General features: G+C 64.6%; 15 protein-coding genes and 4 pseudogenes. 10 read left to right on the top strand and 9 right to left on the bottom strand.

The window, feature by feature from the left end; translation table 11 throughout:
• Window positions 1–4 precede the first annotated feature (4 nt).
• The 4 genes from recO to NW75_RS27240 all read right to left on the bottom strand — a co-directional run bounded on the left by recO (window position 5) and on the right by NW75_RS27240 (window position 2,278).
• Complete coding sequence (recO, locus tag NW75_RS06040; RefSeq protein WP_033964315.1) at window positions 5–631, bottom strand: DNA repair protein RecO; 627 nt, start codon at window positions 629–631, stop codon at window positions 5–7.
• Between the two features lie 98 nt (window positions 632–729).
• The gene (locus tag NW75_RS06035; RefSeq protein WP_126847004.1) at window positions 730–1,059 is read right to left on the bottom strand and encodes a hypothetical protein; all 330 of its coding nucleotides are present in this window, start codon (window positions 1,057–1,059) and stop codon (window positions 730–732) included.
• A 176-nt stretch (window positions 1,060–1,235) separates the two neighbouring features.
• Window positions 1,236–2,150 (bottom strand): GNAT family N-acetyltransferase, encoded by a 915-nt coding sequence (locus tag NW75_RS06030; RefSeq protein WP_171010580.1) that lies wholly within the window; start codon window positions 2,148–2,150, stop codon window positions 1,236–1,238.
• Window positions 2,147–2,278, bottom strand: a complete 132-nt coding sequence (locus NW75_RS27240) for a hypothetical protein (RefSeq protein WP_269430276.1) — start codon at window positions 2,276–2,278, stop codon at window positions 2,147–2,149. Before NW75_RS27240 ends, NW75_RS06030 begins: the two co-directional genes overlap by 4 nt.
• A 69-nt stretch (window positions 2,279–2,347) precedes the next feature.
• On the opposite strand from NW75_RS27240, the gene NW75_RS26015 reads away from it, so the two are divergent.
• Together NW75_RS26015 and NW75_RS26010 are read left to right on the top strand one after the other, a co-directional pair.
• Complete coding sequence (locus NW75_RS26015) at window positions 2,348–2,623, top strand: hypothetical protein (RefSeq protein ID WP_231564990.1); 276 nt, start codon at window positions 2,348–2,350, stop codon at window positions 2,621–2,623.
• Window positions 2,593–3,117: a hypothetical protein gene (locus tag NW75_RS26010; RefSeq protein ID WP_231564989.1), complete on the top strand. Its 525-nt coding sequence runs from the start codon at window positions 2,593–2,595 to the stop codon at window positions 3,115–3,117. Before NW75_RS26015 ends, NW75_RS26010 begins: the two co-directional genes overlap by 31 nt.
• 55 nt (window positions 3,118–3,172) lie before the next feature.
• On the opposite strand, the pseudogene NW75_RS06020 reads toward NW75_RS26010, so the two are convergent.
• Both NW75_RS06020 and NW75_RS06015 read right to left on the bottom strand, forming a co-directional pair.
• Window positions 3,173–4,575, bottom strand: a pseudogene (locus NW75_RS06020) (NAD(P)H-dependent flavin oxidoreductase).
• A 68-nt stretch (window positions 4,576–4,643) separates the two neighbouring features.
• Entirely contained in the window at window positions 4,644–5,783 is a 1,140-nt protein-coding gene (locus NW75_RS06015) for a glycosyltransferase (RefSeq protein WP_033964311.1), read from the bottom strand.
• Window positions 5,784–6,024: 241 nt separating this feature from the next.
• Between NW75_RS06015 and NW75_RS06010 the strand changes: the two genes are divergently transcribed.
• Together NW75_RS06010 and NW75_RS06005 are read left to right on the top strand one after the other, a co-directional pair.
• Window positions 6,025–6,204 (top strand): YdcH family protein, encoded by a 180-nt coding sequence (locus NW75_RS06010; protein ID WP_137903110.1) that lies wholly within the window; start codon window positions 6,025–6,027, stop codon window positions 6,202–6,204.
• Window positions 6,205–6,286: 82 nt separating this feature from the next.
• Window positions 6,287–6,925 (top strand): Bax inhibitor-1/YccA family protein, encoded by a 639-nt coding sequence (locus tag NW75_RS06005; RefSeq protein WP_126847167.1) that lies wholly within the window; start codon window positions 6,287–6,289, stop codon window positions 6,923–6,925.
• A 37-nt stretch (window positions 6,926–6,962) separates the two neighbouring features.
• Here the strand turns inward: NW75_RS06005 and NW75_RS06000 are convergent.
• The 3 genes and pseudogenes from NW75_RS06000 to NW75_RS05990 all read right to left on the bottom strand — a co-directional run bounded on the left by NW75_RS06000 (window position 6,963) and on the right by NW75_RS05990 (window position 9,741).
• A pseudogene (locus NW75_RS06000) lies at window positions 6,963–8,077 on the bottom strand (glycosidase).
• Window positions 8,074–8,832 (bottom strand): SDR family oxidoreductase, encoded by a 759-nt coding sequence (locus tag NW75_RS05995; RefSeq protein WP_033964309.1) that lies wholly within the window; start codon window positions 8,830–8,832, stop codon window positions 8,074–8,076. Before NW75_RS05995 ends, NW75_RS06000 begins: the two are co-directional and overlap by 4 nt.
• 33 nt (window positions 8,833–8,865) lie before the next feature.
• Window positions 8,866–9,741 carry an alpha/beta fold hydrolase gene (locus tag NW75_RS05990; RefSeq protein ID WP_033964327.1) on the bottom strand — a complete coding sequence of 292 codons (876 nt, stop codon included), beginning with the start codon at window positions 9,739–9,741 and terminating at the stop codon, window positions 8,866–8,868.
• Window positions 9,742–9,791: 50 nt separating this feature from the next.
• Here NW75_RS05990 and NW75_RS05985 point away from each other — a divergent pair, with 50 nt between their 5' ends.
• The 6 genes and pseudogenes from NW75_RS05985 to NW75_RS05960 all read left to right on the top strand — a co-directional run bounded on the left by NW75_RS05985 (window position 9,792) and on the right by NW75_RS05960 (window position 15,700).
• Complete coding sequence (locus NW75_RS05985) at window positions 9,792–11,150, top strand: protein adenylyltransferase SelO family protein (protein ID WP_033964308.1); 1,359 nt, start codon at window positions 9,792–9,794, stop codon at window positions 11,148–11,150.
• Between the two features lie 68 nt (window positions 11,151–11,218).
• Window positions 11,219–12,630: pseudogene (astD, locus tag NW75_RS05980) on the top strand (succinylglutamate-semialdehyde dehydrogenase).
• A gap of 87 nt (window positions 12,631–12,717) precedes the next feature.
• A complete protein-coding gene (locus NW75_RS05975; protein ID WP_231564988.1) occupies window positions 12,718–12,894 on the top strand; it encodes a hypothetical protein in 177 nt (58 codons plus the stop codon).
• A 92-nt stretch (window positions 12,895–12,986) separates the two neighbouring features.
• A complete protein-coding gene (gene cobA, locus NW75_RS05970; RefSeq protein WP_033964306.1) occupies window positions 12,987–13,775 on the top strand; it encodes a uroporphyrinogen-III C-methyltransferase in 789 nt (262 codons plus the stop codon).
• Window positions 13,772–14,067 (top strand): annotated as a pseudogene (locus tag NW75_RS05965) (DUF2849 domain-containing protein). Before cobA ends, NW75_RS05965 begins: the two are co-directional and overlap by 4 nt.
• Window position 14,068: 1 nt before the next feature.
• Window positions 14,069–15,700 carry a nitrite/sulfite reductase gene (locus tag NW75_RS05960; protein WP_033964304.1) on the top strand — a complete coding sequence of 544 codons (1,632 nt, stop codon included), beginning with the start codon at window positions 14,069–14,071 and terminating at the stop codon, window positions 15,698–15,700.
• Window positions 15,701–15,746: the final 46 nt, after the last annotated feature.

Genomic DNA, 15,746 nt, shown 5'->3' with positions numbered 1-15,746 from the left:
CGCCTCACGCAACCGCCCTTTTCAACCGATCGACCAGCCGCGCCCGCGCATCGAGCGTCGCGGCGCGCCGATCGACCAGGATTTGCCGCTCCAGCGCGTCGCCAGTGAGCGCCAGTGCGGCAAGAATATCGTCCCAATCGGGCGCAACACCCGTGGTCAGCGCGGTCGGCAGCATATCGCGCTCCAGCCCATAGCCAAGCTCCGCCAGCAGCAGCAGTTCATACCGCGCCAGCGCCAGCGCCCAGCCGCGCGCGGCGGGCGCGGATTCGACCGCCACGATCGTCCCGTCGAGCGCTGCATAGAGCCGTGGATAGGGTTGCGCCTCGGGCAAGGCGGCGGCGGTCAGCGTCGTCACCCAATCGAGCGCGGCGGCGGGCAGCGGCTCGGCATAAAGCGGCGCGCGGCTGGTGACGAGTTCCACGCTCAGGCTGGCAAGCTGGTCATCGGTGCGCGCGCGCCATTCGCCGATCACGCGATTGGCCGGTTGCAGAATCGGCCGATTACGACTGGAGCGCCCACCCCGCACATAGCCCGCCTGCAAGCCATGCTCGGCGGTCAGCGCCCGCACAATCGCGCCATGCTCGCCATGATGGCGGATGGTGAGGATCAGGGCTTCGACGCGGAGATGCATGGCGGCGGTGTAACGCGGGGGCGGGTTTTCGCCAGCTTTGGTGTGGCAATGGGGGATTGGTGATTGGGGATTTGGCTTAGATTGGTGGTTAGCTGCCGTCAGCACGGATTATGCCAGAACACACCTCGCGCAGGCTCCGAATAGCAGGCTGGAGGCATTGGGAGGTCGGCCTTGCTGAGCGGCACCTGATAGCCGTAGCCGCCATCAAAATATGCGTTGGTCATAATATCGACGCCCCACGTGTGAACCGTGACATCGGCCGGGTGAAGACCTGCAATAGCCAGCGGCCATTGTTCTTTCGGGACTTTTTTCCAGCTTCTCGGCTTTTCGGGCGGGTCCGTTTTCATCAACCCATAAGCCTCAGCTCGGATCGCTCTGAGCTTCTCTGCATCTGAAATGGGCCGGTTACAGCCACCAATCAGCGACATTATCACTAACGTCGCGGACGTGACTGTTACATATGTTGATCTGCGCATGAGAGCCTTGGAGCACATACGTCGCACGTCCGCTATTGGACGGAACCAGAAATTCCGCAGTCCGGCATCACCCCTACATGCCATATTCTGTCGGCTCATCCCGTCCCTCAATCGCTGCACACCACCCCCTACCGCCGCACCCGCTTCGCCAGCGCCTCCAGCCCCAGCCGCGCGACGGCGCGCTTGCCCCACGCCGCACTGCGGTCGAACACACCGAGCGCCAGCATCGTCGCGCGATTGGCGAGCGAGGGGCGCAGCAGCAGCAGGTCAAGACAAGCGACCCCATCCGTGGCGAAGCTGCGCTTGTGCTGGCCGTCGCCCTCGGTGAAATCGAACTGCGTGAGGCCCGGCTCCGCATAAAGATCGCGCATCGCTTCCAGCATCAGCACCCCGCCCGGCGACAGATCGTTGAACGCCGGATCGTGCCCGACATGGTCATAGCGCACCGTCCCCGCCACGACCGGGCAATAGAGATAGGCGGCAGGCTCCCCGGCAATATAAAGCAGCCACGCGCGTACCGAATCCGCCGCCGCCAGCGCGCGCAGGCTTTGCAGAAACGGCGCGTCGTCGGGCAGACCGCCGCCCAGCAAACGCTCCTGATAGGTGCGCCGCGAAATGCCGCGCGCAATGTCGTGGAAGCGCTGCATCTCCTCGGGCGTGCGGAACCGCCGCACGTCGAGCAGGCCGCCCGACACCTCCATCACGCGCCGCGTCTTGCGCTTCAGGCCCGAGCGCGTGTTGCCCGACAGCGCGGCCTGATACGCGTCGAACCCGATGCCGAGATCGGCATAATGCCGCGTATAGCGTTGCCGCACCTGCGCGATCATGCCGGGTGCTGCCGCCATTACGACATCGCACTGCGCAGCGGGCACGGAGGTGATGAGATAGCCGTGCGCCTGGGCAGCCAGCGGCGGCAATACCGGCGGTTGCCCATCCAGCACCTGCCCCAGCGACAGCGGCACGCGCACCAGGTACCGCTCCACCGCGGCCAGCGTCCGCGCGCCGATCTGGAACCGCAGGGGCAGCGGTTCCGCCCCGTTCACGCCGCCCGTTCCGCGACCATGTTGGACCATAATTGCTCGGCCTGACGCCAGCGCGTGCGCAGTGGATCGGGGCCGAGCGGAACGTCATATTGCCCAAGCCGCAGCGCCGGGCGATCCGCGAAATGCATCGTCGCAGTTCGGTCGCGCGTTCGGCGAGCAACGCGCACAACGCTTCGAAGCGGCGGACATGCACCGCATTGGGCCGCGTGCCCGCGCGGTTGGCGAGCTCGAAGCCGTGGCTGACGATCGTCACCGCCGCATGGTGCCGGTCGAGCGCATGGTCGAGGGCTGCGCGCATTTCGCCCGCCGACAGCGCGCAGATCTGGAAGTTGCGCAGAGCACCCGCTTTCTCCTCGATCAGCGTCACCGGCACCTCGATCACACCGCGATGGCGCAGCGGTGCGATCTGCGCGGCGGGGAGGTCGATCGCGCTCGGCCAAGGATGCTCGCCGCCATTGTGGCTGGCGTCATAGACGAAGCCGAGCTCGGCAAGGGCGCAAAGCGTATCCGCATTGGCGCTATACGATCCCGCGCGAAACGCGATCGGATGCGGCGCGCCGGTCGCGACAAGCAACTCGGTCGCCCCGCGAATCAGCGCGCGCTGTTCGGCCAGGCTATATTCGATGAGTTCGAATCGCGCGGCGCTTACGCCCTTGTCGCCTGCCACAGCGGCGGTCCAGTTCGGATGCAAATGGAGTTGCACCTCCTGCCCGGCCGCCAAAATCGTTTCCACAATCGCCCGGACGGGCGCGAGGCCAAAGGTCAACGCCGGCATCGGATCGACGAAGAAGCATGCCTTCAGCCCATGCCGCGCGAGCACCTCAAGCTGATACGACACCCCGACGCCCGCCGGTTCCAGCGAACGCGCGAAAATCTCCGCCCCGGCCAGGCCATCGCTGTGATGGCGCCACATCAATTCCGTATCGACGGTCAGGAAAACGGGAGAAGTCATCCCGTCGGCACCTAATGCGACGGGATGAAGATTTCACCAACCCAACAAACATTGCGACAGCGCTAAGACATCAGTCTCCGGTCAAAATACGGTCAACCAATTGTTTCACCGTCGGCACAAACCCGTTGGAATAAAACGGATCGCGCTTGAACTGATAAGCACCGTGCCCAGCGAACATCAGATTCTGTTCGACATCGCCACCATGCGCGATGTCCTGCAGTGTCTTCTGGATACAGAAGCTGCGCGGGTCGGCCAGGCGGCCGGTCGAATTGGTCTCGGTGTCGGACCAGGATGAGAAAGCGCACTGGCTGAGGCAACCCATGCAATCGGCCTGGTCCTTGCGAATCACGCCCTTGTCCTGTGGCGTGACGAAGACGAGCGTGTTGTCGGGCGTTTTCAGCGCGTCGGTAAAGCCATCGCCGAACCACTGCCGCGCGCGCAGCAGGTCGTTGCGCGTCACCCAGAAGTTCTTGCCCTTCACTCCCACGTCGAGCTGGAACACATGGTCGCCGGCACTTTGCGTCGAAAAGGCGATCTGCCGTTCGGAACGCGCCTGCAAATGCCGCAGGAACGGGTTGAGCACCGCGCTCGAATAGAAACCGGTGGGCGAGAAGCGGTGCAGCAGCACCTCGCCTTCCTCGATATTGGTGAGGCGTGCCTTCCACGCATCGGGAATCGGGCTTTCCTGCGTCAGCAGCGGGCGCGTGCCGAACTGGAAAGCGATCGTGCCCAGTTCGGGATTGTCGATCCAGTCGGACCAGTCGCGGAGATACCAGACGCCGCCTGCCATCACGATCGGCACGCTGTCGGCAATGCCGCCCTCGCGCATCGTCTCGCGCAGCGCCTTCACGCGTGGATACGGGTCCTGCGGGACGAGCGGGTCCTCGGCATTGGACAGGCCGTTATGGCCGCCCGCCAGCCACGGATCCTCATACACCACCGCCGACAGCCATTCCGCCGCCTTCGAATATGCGCGCTTCCACAGCGCGCGGAAGGCGCGGCCCGAGCTGACGATCGGCAGATAGCTGACTTCATAGGACGCCGCGATCTCGCTCAACTTGTAGGGCATGCCCGCGCCGCACGTGACTCCGGAGACAAGCCCGCGCGTGCGTTCCAGCACACCGTGCAGGATGCGCTGCGCACCGCCCATTTCCCATAGCACGTTGATGTTGATCGCGCCTTGCCACCGGCAATGTCGAACGCGCGGCGCACCTGCTGCACCGCCCCCTCGATCGCATAGTCGATCAGTTCCTCATGCCGTTCGCGGCGGGTGAGCGCCTTATAGACTTGCGGGATGATCTTGCCGTCGGGATCGTAACTGTCGGCATTGACGGCCGAAACCGTGCCGATGCCGCCCGCCGCCGCCCATGCCCCCGCGCTTGCGTGGTTGGTCGCGGCGACGCCTTTGCCACCCTCGACCAGGGGCCAGACCTCACGGCCGCCATAGACGATGGGCTTCAAACCTTTGAACAACGTGACAGCCTCCGACTTAAACTTACGTATGATATACGCTTTGGATGCACCGACGGGCAAATCGTCAATTAGACGAAGGCCTCCGGCCGCCCGATCACCGCGCCGTAGAGCCCGGCATAGCGGGCGATCATGGTGGCCTCGTCATACTCGGCCACCGCCTTGCGCCGGTTGAGTTCGCCGAGCCAGCGCCGCCCTTCCGGGTCCGATTTGGCCAGCGCCTCCAGCGCATCGCGGATCAAGACCTCATGCCCGCGCTTTTCGATGAAGCTGCTGTTTTCGGGCACGACCATGCGCAGCACGTCACCGACCGGTGTGGACACGATCGGCAAGCCCGCCGCCATCCCCTCGATCACGCAGATCGGGAATTGCTCGGATTTGGACGATAGCGCCAGAATATCGAACAGCCCGATATATTCGTGCGGGCGCGGCAGGAAGCCGGGCATCACCAACTGGTCGAGCATCCCCATCCGCTCGGCGGTGTCGAGGATCGCCTGCCGCTCGGGCCCCTCGCCCACGATCACCAGCCGCACGCGCGCCGACATGCCGCCCACCGCCCGGACCAGCATCGGCAGGTCCTTCACCTCGCGCAGCCCGGCAAGCGTGCCGATCACGATTTCGCCCGGCTTGCGCTTGAAGCCGGGGATCGCATCGGGCTTGGGTTTTTGCGCATACAGCGCAGTGTCGATGCCATTGGCGATCCGGTGGACGCGCGCGCGCGGCTGCTTCCACGTTTTCAGCGCAATGTCTTCCAGCGTCTCGGACGGCACCACCAACGCCGCCGCCTTGGTCAGCGCGAAGCGGCGATAGAGGTTGCGCGTCGGCTTCAGCCCATCGGCTTCATCGGCGTTGAAACCGTCCTCATGATGCACCAGCGGCGGCACCCCGGCGGACGACACGCGCCGCGCCATCGCCCCGTCGATCGCGCCCCAATTATAGGTCAGCACCAAATCGAAGCGGCGCATATAGGCCGCGATCGCTTCGTAACGCTTGACCGAAGGGCCGCCGGTCAGCGGCGGCGGGTTCTGCGCGATCTCGTAATCGATGCCCTTGGCGATCGCATCGCGCGCGCCATACTGGCCGTCCATGCTCGACACGATCGTGTGCCGCGCACGGTCGCCAAAGGCGTTCATCAGGCGTACCGCGCGCGCCTCCTTTCCGCCCAGCGAGAAGGTGGAGTGCAGATGCAGAATGTTGACCGGGCGCGCCATTTGGCCGGGCGTTAGCGGCAAATGAATGCCACGTCATCTCCCCAGTCATCTCGCCCGCCTCTTGAAAGCGCGCGCAACGCTCCATATTTTCGGGATGCGGACCGGGCCCCTCTGGCGAGGGCTGAACAAGCCCTCGTGATGTCGGACCGCATCGAGCTCGCTCGGTGCTGGACGGCCCATGACACCGTCCCCGCCCCGAAACAGCCCGATCGATTTCACCATCGAAGAAGAGGCTGCTGCCATGACCAAAATGATCGACCGCCTGACCGCCCTCCACCGCGCAATCGACTCCGCCGTGGCGCGCGAGCGCGCGCGTTTGGCCCCCGATCCTGTGCACATCGCCGCGCTGAAGAAGCGCCGCCTCGCGATCAAGGACCATCTTCACCGCGCGCTGACCCGGCGCGTCACCGCTACCGCATAAAGGACCCACACCCGTGCAACCCAATGTCTATCGCACCATCCCCAATACCGTCGCCGCGCGCGACGAGGGGCTTCGCAGCTACATGCTCGGCATTTATCGCAACATGGGGATCGGCCTGGCGCTGACCGGGCTGGTCGCGCTGGGCGTTGCCTCGACGCCCGCGCTGGTGGCGCTGATCTTCGGCACCCCGCTCAAATGGGTGGCGATGTTCGCGCCGCTCGCCTTCGTGATGTTCTTCTCGTTCCGCATCGACCGGATGACGACGTCGGGTGCCCGCACCGCCTTCTTCGCCTTCGCAGCGGTAATGGGCGTGTCGATGGCGAGCATCTTCCTGGTGTTCACCGGCACCAGCATCGCGCAGGCGTTCTTCACCGCCGCCGCGCTGTTCGCTGGCATGAGCCTGTGGGGCTACACCACCGGGCGCGACTTGACCAAGATGTCGACCTTCCTGATGGTCGGCCTGATCGGCGTGATCGGCGCCAGCCTGGTCAATCTGTTCATCGGCTCGTCGGTGCTGCAGACGGTCGTCTCGGTCGCCGGTGTCGTCGTGTTCACCGGACTCACCGCCTGGGACACGCAGCGCCTGAAGAGCGAATATTTCGCGTACGCCGGCACCCAAGCTGCCGAAAAACTCGCGATCATGGGCGCGCTGTCGCTGTACCTGAACGTCATCAACCTGTTTCAGCTGCTGCTGGGCCTGATGGGCCAGCGCGAGGAATAAGGCCTTACCCCCTCCCGCTACCGCGGGAGGGGCTCGTTCAGGCGAAGGCCGATTTCGGGATATGCGTGATGCGACAGGCGAGATCGGCCTCGCCGCTGGCCACCACATAGTGGTCGCCGGCGTCGACAATGCCCGTCGTGAACACAACATTGTCGATGTACATCAGCTCCTTGATAGGATCGGTCAGCGCCGGATTGGCCTCGATCAGCGGATTATGGCTGGTCCGCAGGACGATGCTGGGATCGTCACGATCAAGGATCGACCAATAGGTCCGGTAAATCCCGACCACGCCCGACGCTCCACGCCGTGCCACAAGGTCAGCCAGCCTTCGGGCGTCGCGATCGGCGGGGCACCGCCACCCATCCGCGCCGTCGCCATCGTCGCTGCGTGGGGGCGGATGCCCGGCTTGTCATACGGCTTCCAGTGCAGCGCATCGGGCGAACTGGCGAGGTTGATCGACGGCCCCGCGCGCCATTCGCTGCCCGGTGGATAAGCGAAATACAAATCGCCGAGCGGCCGGGTCTGCGCCCAGTATTTCTCGCCGATCTGCCCCTCAAAGATCAGCATGTCCTTGTTCTGGTGATCCAGCACGATACCCTCCAGTCTCCAGTCGAGCGCGTTGTCGGAGGTGTAGAGCGTGGTCGAATGCCGCTCCGGGCTGACCGAGCACGTCGTCATCAGATAACGATCGCCGACCTTGCTGATCCGCGCATCCTCGACGCCGTAGCATTGGTATGAGGCGCGCGGGGTGACGGCCTTGTCGTAATGCACCGCCTCAACGCGGGTGCCGTCGGCGGTAAGTTCGACCGGCAGCAACCACGACAGCGAGGTCAGCGCCATCACCTTCCATCCGCCGCCCCGCATCATGAACTTGCGCGGATCGGAGGTATCGACAAAATCGAGCGGCCAGGCATCGAGACAATACCCCCCGTCGAACCAACGCAGGGCGTTGATATGCTGATCCGTCATCGGTGCCCGCAACGCCTCCGCCACGCGCACCATCAGCAGCAGATTGCCATTCGCCAGCCGCGTCATGCCGGGGTTGAACGCGCCCAGCACATAGGTTTCGGCATCCACCTTGCCTGCAAGCGGCGACCGCGCCAGGTCGACATCGGCGGGACCGAAGATCAGCGCATCATGGGAAAAGCTCATTCCGAATTCTCGTTTCGAGGCGTGATGGTCAATTGTTGCACGACCGCGCGACGCGGTTGCGTCAGGATATACTGGACGCCGACCGCAATGTCCTCGGCGCGCAGTGCGGTTTCGTCGCGGATCTTCTCGCGTTGTTTTTCCGGCGGCATCTCTGGCTCCTGCATGGTCGATCCGGTCAGGCCCGGCTCGACCAAAGCGACGCGAATGCCCTTGGGTCCCATTTCCCTACGGAACGCCTCGGCAAAACCCTGAATGCCGTATTTGATTCCGGCATACACGGTCGAATTGGGGCCCAGCACATGCGCGCTCATCGAGCCGATCAACACGATATCGCCCGCGTCGCCAAGCGCCGCGATCGAGGCGTGGGCAGTCATCAGATAACCGGTAAAATCGGTCGCGATGGCATAGCGCACGTCCTCCTCGGACATTTCGCTCAGCCCCTCGGCAGCGACAGCGGCGTTGATGACCGACACGTCGACGCCGCCGAGATACGCCCGGCCGGCCTCGACGAACGCTTTCGGGCTCGCAGGCTCGGCAAGGTCGAGCGTGATGCCGTCGCCCTCGCCAACCTCGCGAATGCGCGTAAGCGCGTCGGCCAGGTGCGCCGCGCTGCGGCCGCAGATAAACACGCGCGCGCCCTCACTCGCCAGCAGCACGGCGATAGCACGACCGATCCCGGTCGTGCCGCCGGTGATGATCACGCGCTTGCCCTTCAAACTGGGCATTGCGGTATACGCATCGGAAAGGTCAGTCATGCAAAGCTCCCGGTTATACTGCCGGGAGACGCGTCAGCCCGGTGCCGGTTCCGCCGCAATCCGCGCGAGCAGGCGATCGATCCCGGCGAGCGCCTCCGGTTCGCCAAGCGTCGGGGCATGACCGATCCCGGGGACCGTAACCAATTCGCCAACGGTGAGCCCGGCGACCATCCGCTCGGCGACACTCGCGGCAAGGATATCGGACTTGCCCCCGCGCACGATCAGCGTGGGGACGTCCTTCAAGCGGTCGAGCGCGCGCCACATATCGGGTCCGGCCTCATTGCCCGGCACGCGGAACGGCTCCGCGATCTTCATATCGTAGTCGAGCACGATCCGCCCCGCACTGTTGAGCCGATACAAGCGCTTGGCCATCGCCAGCCAGTCTTCGAGGCCATAGGTGGGATAGACGTCGCCATTCGCCTCCGCCACCGCGCGCGCGGCATGGATCCAGGTGGGCCAGCTACTGGATTTGCCGACATAACTGCGGATACGCGAAAGCCCTTCGGGCCGGATCTCCGGGCCGACGTCGTTGAGCACGGCCCCCACCAGCGTTTCGCGCGCCGTCCCCGCCAGCAACATCGTCACGATTCCGCCAAGCGAGGTGCCGATCGCGACGTAGCGCGCCACGCCCAGTTCGCCGAGCAGCCCCTCAATATCCTGCACATAGGTAAGCGGGACATAGGTCATCGGGTCCTTGGCGTAGCCGCTCTCGCCGCGCCCGCGCAGATCGACTGCGATCACGCGCCACTGTGGCGACAGCCGCCGCGCGAGGTCGTCATAATCGCGCGCGTTACGCGTCAGGCCGGGCAGGCACAGGATCGGCGGGCGATCGTCGGGGCCCGGATACTCGCGATAGTGCAGCCGCACCCCGTCATTCGACCACCAATATCGATTTTCATAAGGCGACATGGTCAGATCCTGGGGTTGCGTCCTGCGGTCGGCACCCTCCATATCCACGCATGAGCATCACCCCGCAAGCATATGCGCCGCACAGCGCGATCCTCGAACTGGGGGATGCCTTTTACGATCCCGTCGCCGCCGCCGACTTTCCCGAAACCCGCTTGCGCTTTCGTAACGATCGCGCGGCGCGGGAGGTCGGACTTGATACGATGGGCGACGACGAATGGCTGCGGCATTTCGGGCGGTTCGAGAGCCTGCCGGGCAGTCTCGCGGAGCCGCTGGCACTGCGCTACCATGGCCACCAGTTCCGCGTGTACAATCCCGAGATTGGCGACGGGCGCGGCTTTCTGTTCGCGCAATTGCGCGACACGCGCGGGCGGCTGATGGACCTTGCCACCAAGGGGTCCGGCACGACACCCTGGAGCCGCTTTGGCGACGGGCGACTGACGCTGAAAGGTGGCATGCGCGAAGTGCTCGCCACCGAAATGCTGGAAGCGCTGGGCGTCGAAACCTCGCGCAGCTTCTCGCTGATCGAAACCGGCGAGGCGCTGGAGCGCGGCGACGAGCCCTCCCCCACCCGTTCGGCGGTGCTGGTGCGGCTCAGCCACGGCCACATCCGCATCGGCACCTTCCAGCGCATCGCCTATCTGCGCGATGCCGAGAACATGACGCGGCTCGTCGAATATGTCCTGCGCAACCTGTATGACGAGGTGCCCGGCGAGAATGCCGCCGAGCGTCTGCTCGATCTTGTGGTCGGTCGCGCCGCGACGCTCGCCGCCAGCTATATGGCAGCGGGGTTCGTCCACGGCGTACTCAATTCGGACAATATCAACGTGACGGGCGAGAGTTTCGATTACGGCCCGTGGCGATTCGCGCCGACCTGGGACCCAGGTTTCACCGCCGCCTATTTCGATCATGCCGGACTCTATGCCTTCGGCCGCCAGCCCGAGGCGATTCACTGGGACGTGATGCAGCTCGCGGTCAGCCTGCGCACGATCAGCGCGGCCGAACCGCTGATCGCAGTGCTGGAAAGCTTCGCAGAGCGCTACCAGCTTGCGGTGTCCCACGCGATCTTGTGGCGACTGGGCGTCACGCCACGCGATCCGCAGCAGGACCGTGGCTTGGTGCAGACGGTCGAACGCGCGCTGCGGACGAGCGAAAGCGGCCTTGATGGTTTTTTCTTCGACACGTTCGGCGGCGTCGCGCCCGAAGGCGAGGCCTTCGCCGAGGTGCGCGCTGCGCTTACGCCTTACGTCGCCCGCAAGCCCCGCGACCATCATTATTGGCAGGGCACGCCCTGTTCGATGTTGATCGACGAAGTCGAGACGATCTGGGCGGCGATCGACCAGAAGGACGATTGGCAGCCCTTTCATGCCAAAATCGCGCGCATCCGCGAGATGGGTGAGGCGATGACGTAACCCATAGTGAGCGAACCGCCGCGAGCAGAGTGGATTTGCGCACGATTCTGAGGCAGAGACCGTTGTAAATGTCTTCCGAACTTCTTTCCTTCGAACCCGCGACCGGTGCCACCTTGTGGCGTGGCTCGATTGGCGATGTCGACGCCGAGGTGGCCACTGCCCGGGCAAGCTGGGCGAGCTGGGCGGCACAGCCCCTCGCCTATCGCATCGAGGCCCTGCGCCGCTTCGCCAATGTCGTGCGTGCGCGTGCCGATGCCTTTGCCGATCTGATCGCGCGCGAAACCGGAAAACCGCTGTGGGAAGCCCGCACCGAAGTCGAAACCGTGATCGCCAAGGTCGACATTTCCGTGACGGCCTATGCCGAACGCACACCGCAGCGACGGCTCGATTCGCAAATGGGCGGACGGATGGCCTTGCGGCACAAGCCGCACGGCGTGCTCGCGGTGCTGGGCCCCTATAATTTCCCGGCGCATTTGCCCAACGGCCATATCGTGCCCGCCTTGCTCGCAGGCAACGCAGTGGTGTTCAAGCCGTCGGAAAAGACCCCGGCCTCGGGCGCTTTTCTGGTCGAATGTTTCCATGCCGGCGGCGTGCCCGAGGGGTGCGTCCGCCTGTTGATCGGGGGTGCCGCCGAGGGCAAGGCGCTCGCCGCGCATGACGGCATTGATGGTCTGCTGTTCACCGGATCGGCGCACACCGGCATCGCGCTCAACCGCGCGTTCGCGAGCCGACCAGAGAAAATTCTTGCCCTCGAAATGGGCGGCAATAACCCGATCGTGGTGTGGGATTCGCCCGATTTGCATTCCGCCGCGATCGTCATCGTGCAATCGGCCTTCACCAGTGCCGGTCAGCGCTGCACCGCCGCGCGCCGCCTGATCGTCGACGAAAAGCTGTTCGAGCCGCTGCTTGGGGAAGTGACCAAGCTGGTCAACCGCATCATCGTCGACGAACCTCATGCCACCCCGTCGCCGTTCATGGGGCCGGTGATCGACAATGAGAGCGCCGATTTGCTCAGCGAGAGCTTCCTCGAACTGATGATGCGTGGCGGGCGGCCGATCCGCCATCTCGAACGCCCGATTGCGGACCGCCCGTTCCTGCGCCCCGCCTTGATCGACACCACCGAAATGAACGACCGGCCCGACATCGAGCTGTTCGGCCCGATCCTGCAGGTCATCCGCAAATCCAGCTTCGAAGATGCCATTACCGAAGCGAACAACACGCGCTACGGCCTGTCGGCATCGTTGCTCAGCCAGAACCCGGCTTTGTACGACCAGTTCTGGGCCAATGCGCGCGCCGGAATCGTCAATTGGAACAAGCCGACCAACGGTGCCTCCTCCGGAGCCCCGTTCGGCGGCATCGGCTGGTCGGGCAATCATCGGCCAAGCGCCTATTACGCGGCGGACTATTGCGCTATCCCGTCGTTTCAAGCGAGGCCGACCAGGCGCGCGCTTCGATCGGTGTCGGTTTGCGCGACGCGTAACGCGGTTGGCGGTCGACTTATTGGGTTTCGGCCAACCGCTGGCCGCGAATTCAGGAACTTACGCGCATTCCAGGCTTTTGCGTGTTCGTGAAAAACGCTGACACCGCCGATTGCGAACCGCCCCGCGCCCGCAAGCTGAAAACCGAATCGGACAATTGCCTCGCCATTGCGATCCGCGAACGCGACAGCGAGGTCGCTGCCTTGCTGATCGACGAAGCCGCCAAATTGGCGCGGCGATCGAGGGAATTGGCGAACAAGGACTGATCCCCTATCAAGTAAGTGGGAAAAAGCTGGTCTACCCAGCCCCCAAGCAACCGTGAATTGCCCCGGGCGCAGGTCCAGCCCATCGCATAACGATGGCAACGCTTCTCGATCCCACCGCGCGCGGGCGCGTCATTCTCGTCGGTGCGGGCCCGGGCGACCCCGGCTTGCTGACGGTGCGCGCGGTCGCGGCGCTCGAAAGCGCTGATGTCGTGGTACATGACGGTTTGATTGATCCGCGCGTGCTCGACCTCGCCCCCGCGACCGCACAGCGAATCTCCGTGGCAAAGCAGCGAGCCCGGCACACCTTGCCGCAGGAGGCGATCAACACCCTCATCATCGCGCATGTGAAGACCGGCGCGATCGTGGTGCGGCTGAAGGGCGGCGATCCGTTCATCTTCGGGCGTGGCGGCGAAGAGGTTGAAGCGGTGCGCGCCGCCGGTCTGCCGGTCGAGGTAATCCCCGGCGTGTCGGCAGCGTTGGGCTGCGCGGCGGAGGCGATGCTGCCGCTGACCCACCGCGACCATAGCAGCGCGGTCAGCTTCGTTGCCGGGCAATGCAAGGGACTGACCGATCAGGACTGGTCGGGGCTGGCCGGCAAGGGCCGCACGCTCGTCATTTATATGGGCGTCGCCACCGCCAGCGACATTGCCGACAAATTGATGCGCGACGGCGTCGCCCCCGAAATGCCGGTCGCGGTGCTCGAGCGCGGCACGCTCGACGGGCACCGCGCGATCCGCACTCTGCTCGCCGATCTCGGGTCGATGGTCGAGCGCGAAAAGGTCGCGTCCCCGGCGATCATCGTCGTCGGCGAAGTTGTCGATCTGTCCGACGCCGAGGATAAGCTCGGTCGCTGGGCCAGAATTGCGGAGTCTGTTGCTTGAAACTGCTGACCGGAAACGATTTGCCGACGGGTGATGTGCTGTGGTGGACGGGCTCAAGCTGGTCCCGCCATGTCGAGGACGCCGCCGATGTCGGCGACCAGGGCGAAAGCATCGCCCGCGCGAGGAAGGCGCGCGCCGGGTCAACGGTGCCTATGTGATCGACGCCACCGCCACGCCGGAAGGCCCGCGCCCAGCACACATAAAGGACCGCGTCCGCGCGCTCGGTCCGACGGTGCGGCCCGATCTGACCTTGAAGCCTGCGGATCCTGCGGCCGGAAGCTGGGTAATCTGACATGTATAAATACGACCAATATGACCAGCAGATCGTCGATGCCCGCGTCGAGGAGTTTCGCGATCAGGTAAGGCGCCGTCTGGCGGGACAGATCACCGAGGACCAGTTCAAGCCGCTGCGGCTGATGAACGGCCTGTATCTGCAGCTCCACGCCTATATGCTGCGCGTCGCCATCCCCTATGGCACGCTCGACAGCCGCCAGATGCGGATGCTGGCGACGATCGCGCGCAAGTACGATCGCGGCTACGGCCATTTCACCACGCGTCAGAACATCCAGTATAACTGGATCAAGCTGTCCGACGCGCCCGACATCCTTGCCGATCTGGCGACGGTCGAGATGCACGCGATCCAGACCAGCGGCAATTGCATCCGAAATATCTCGTCCGACCAATATGCCGGGGCTGCCGCCGACGAGGTCGCCGATCCGCGCATCTGGGCGGAATTGCTGCGCCAGTGGAGCACCTTCCACCCGGAATTCAGCTACCTTCCGCGCAAGTTCAAGATCGCGGTGATCGGGGCCGAGGAAGATCGCGCGGCGATGCGGCTGCACGACATCGGCATTCAATTGCTGGAACGGGATGGCGTGCTCGGCGGGCGCATTTATGTCGGCGGCGGCATGGGCCGCACCCCGATGATCGCGCCCGAGATCAAGGATTTCGTGACCGCCGACGATTTGCTGAGCTATGTCGAGGCGTGCCTGCGCGTCTACAATCGCTATGGCCGACGCGACAATATCTACAAGGCGCGGATCAAGATCCTGATCCATGAGCTGGGTGCCGACGAATATCGCCGCCAGGTCGAGGAAGAGTTCGCGCACGTCAAATCGCTCGGGCTCGATCCACCCAAGGCCGAATTCGACCGCATCACCGCCTTCTTTGCGCCCCCGGCATTTTCTACCGATGCGCCGGAAACGATCGACCGCAGAGATCCCGATTTCGCGGTGTGGGTCGATCAGAACACCGCCGCGCACAAGCAACCGGGCTATGCGATCGTCACGATCAGTCTCAAGCCGACCGGCGGCATCCCCGGCGACGCCACCGCCGAGCAGATCGACCTGATGGCCGATCTCGCCGAGCGCTACAGCTTCGACGAACTGCGCGTGACCCACGCGCAGAACATCGTGCTGCCGCACGTCCGCAAGGCCGATCTTTACGCCATTTGGCAGGCGCTCGACGGTGCCGGGCTCGCCCCTGCCAATCTCGACCTGATCAGCGACATCATCGCCTGCCCCGGTCTCGATTATTGCAGCCTTGCCAATGCACGCTCGATCCCGGTCGCGCAGAAGATCGCCACGCGCTTCGCCGACCAGAACCGCCAGCGCGATCTGGGCGAACTGAAACTCAAGATCAGCGGCTGCATCAATGCCTGCGGGCATCACCATGCCGGGCACATCGGCATCCTCGGCGTCGACAAGAAGGGCACCGAAAATTACCAGTTGCTGCTCGGCGGATCGGGCGCGGAGGATACCAGCCTCGCCAAAATCACCGGCCCCGGCTTTGACGAGGACGGCATCGTCGACGCGGTCGAAACCGTGACCAACGTCTATCTCGCCAAACGCGCGGAGGGCGAGCGCTTCCTCGACACCTATCGTCGCGTCGGCATGGAACCCTTCAAGGAGGCGTTGTATGGATAAAGCCCAAACCGTCGCCCCGGCGCAGGCCGGGGCGCCCCGTTGGGCA

Source organism: Sphingomonas sp. Ant H11 (assembly GCF_000797515.1).
Taxonomy (GTDB): Bacteria; Pseudomonadota; Alphaproteobacteria; order Sphingomonadales; family Sphingomonadaceae; genus Sphingomonas.
Note: the sequence above shows the minus strand (reverse complement) of the source record. Positions and strands in the feature narration are given on the sequence as shown.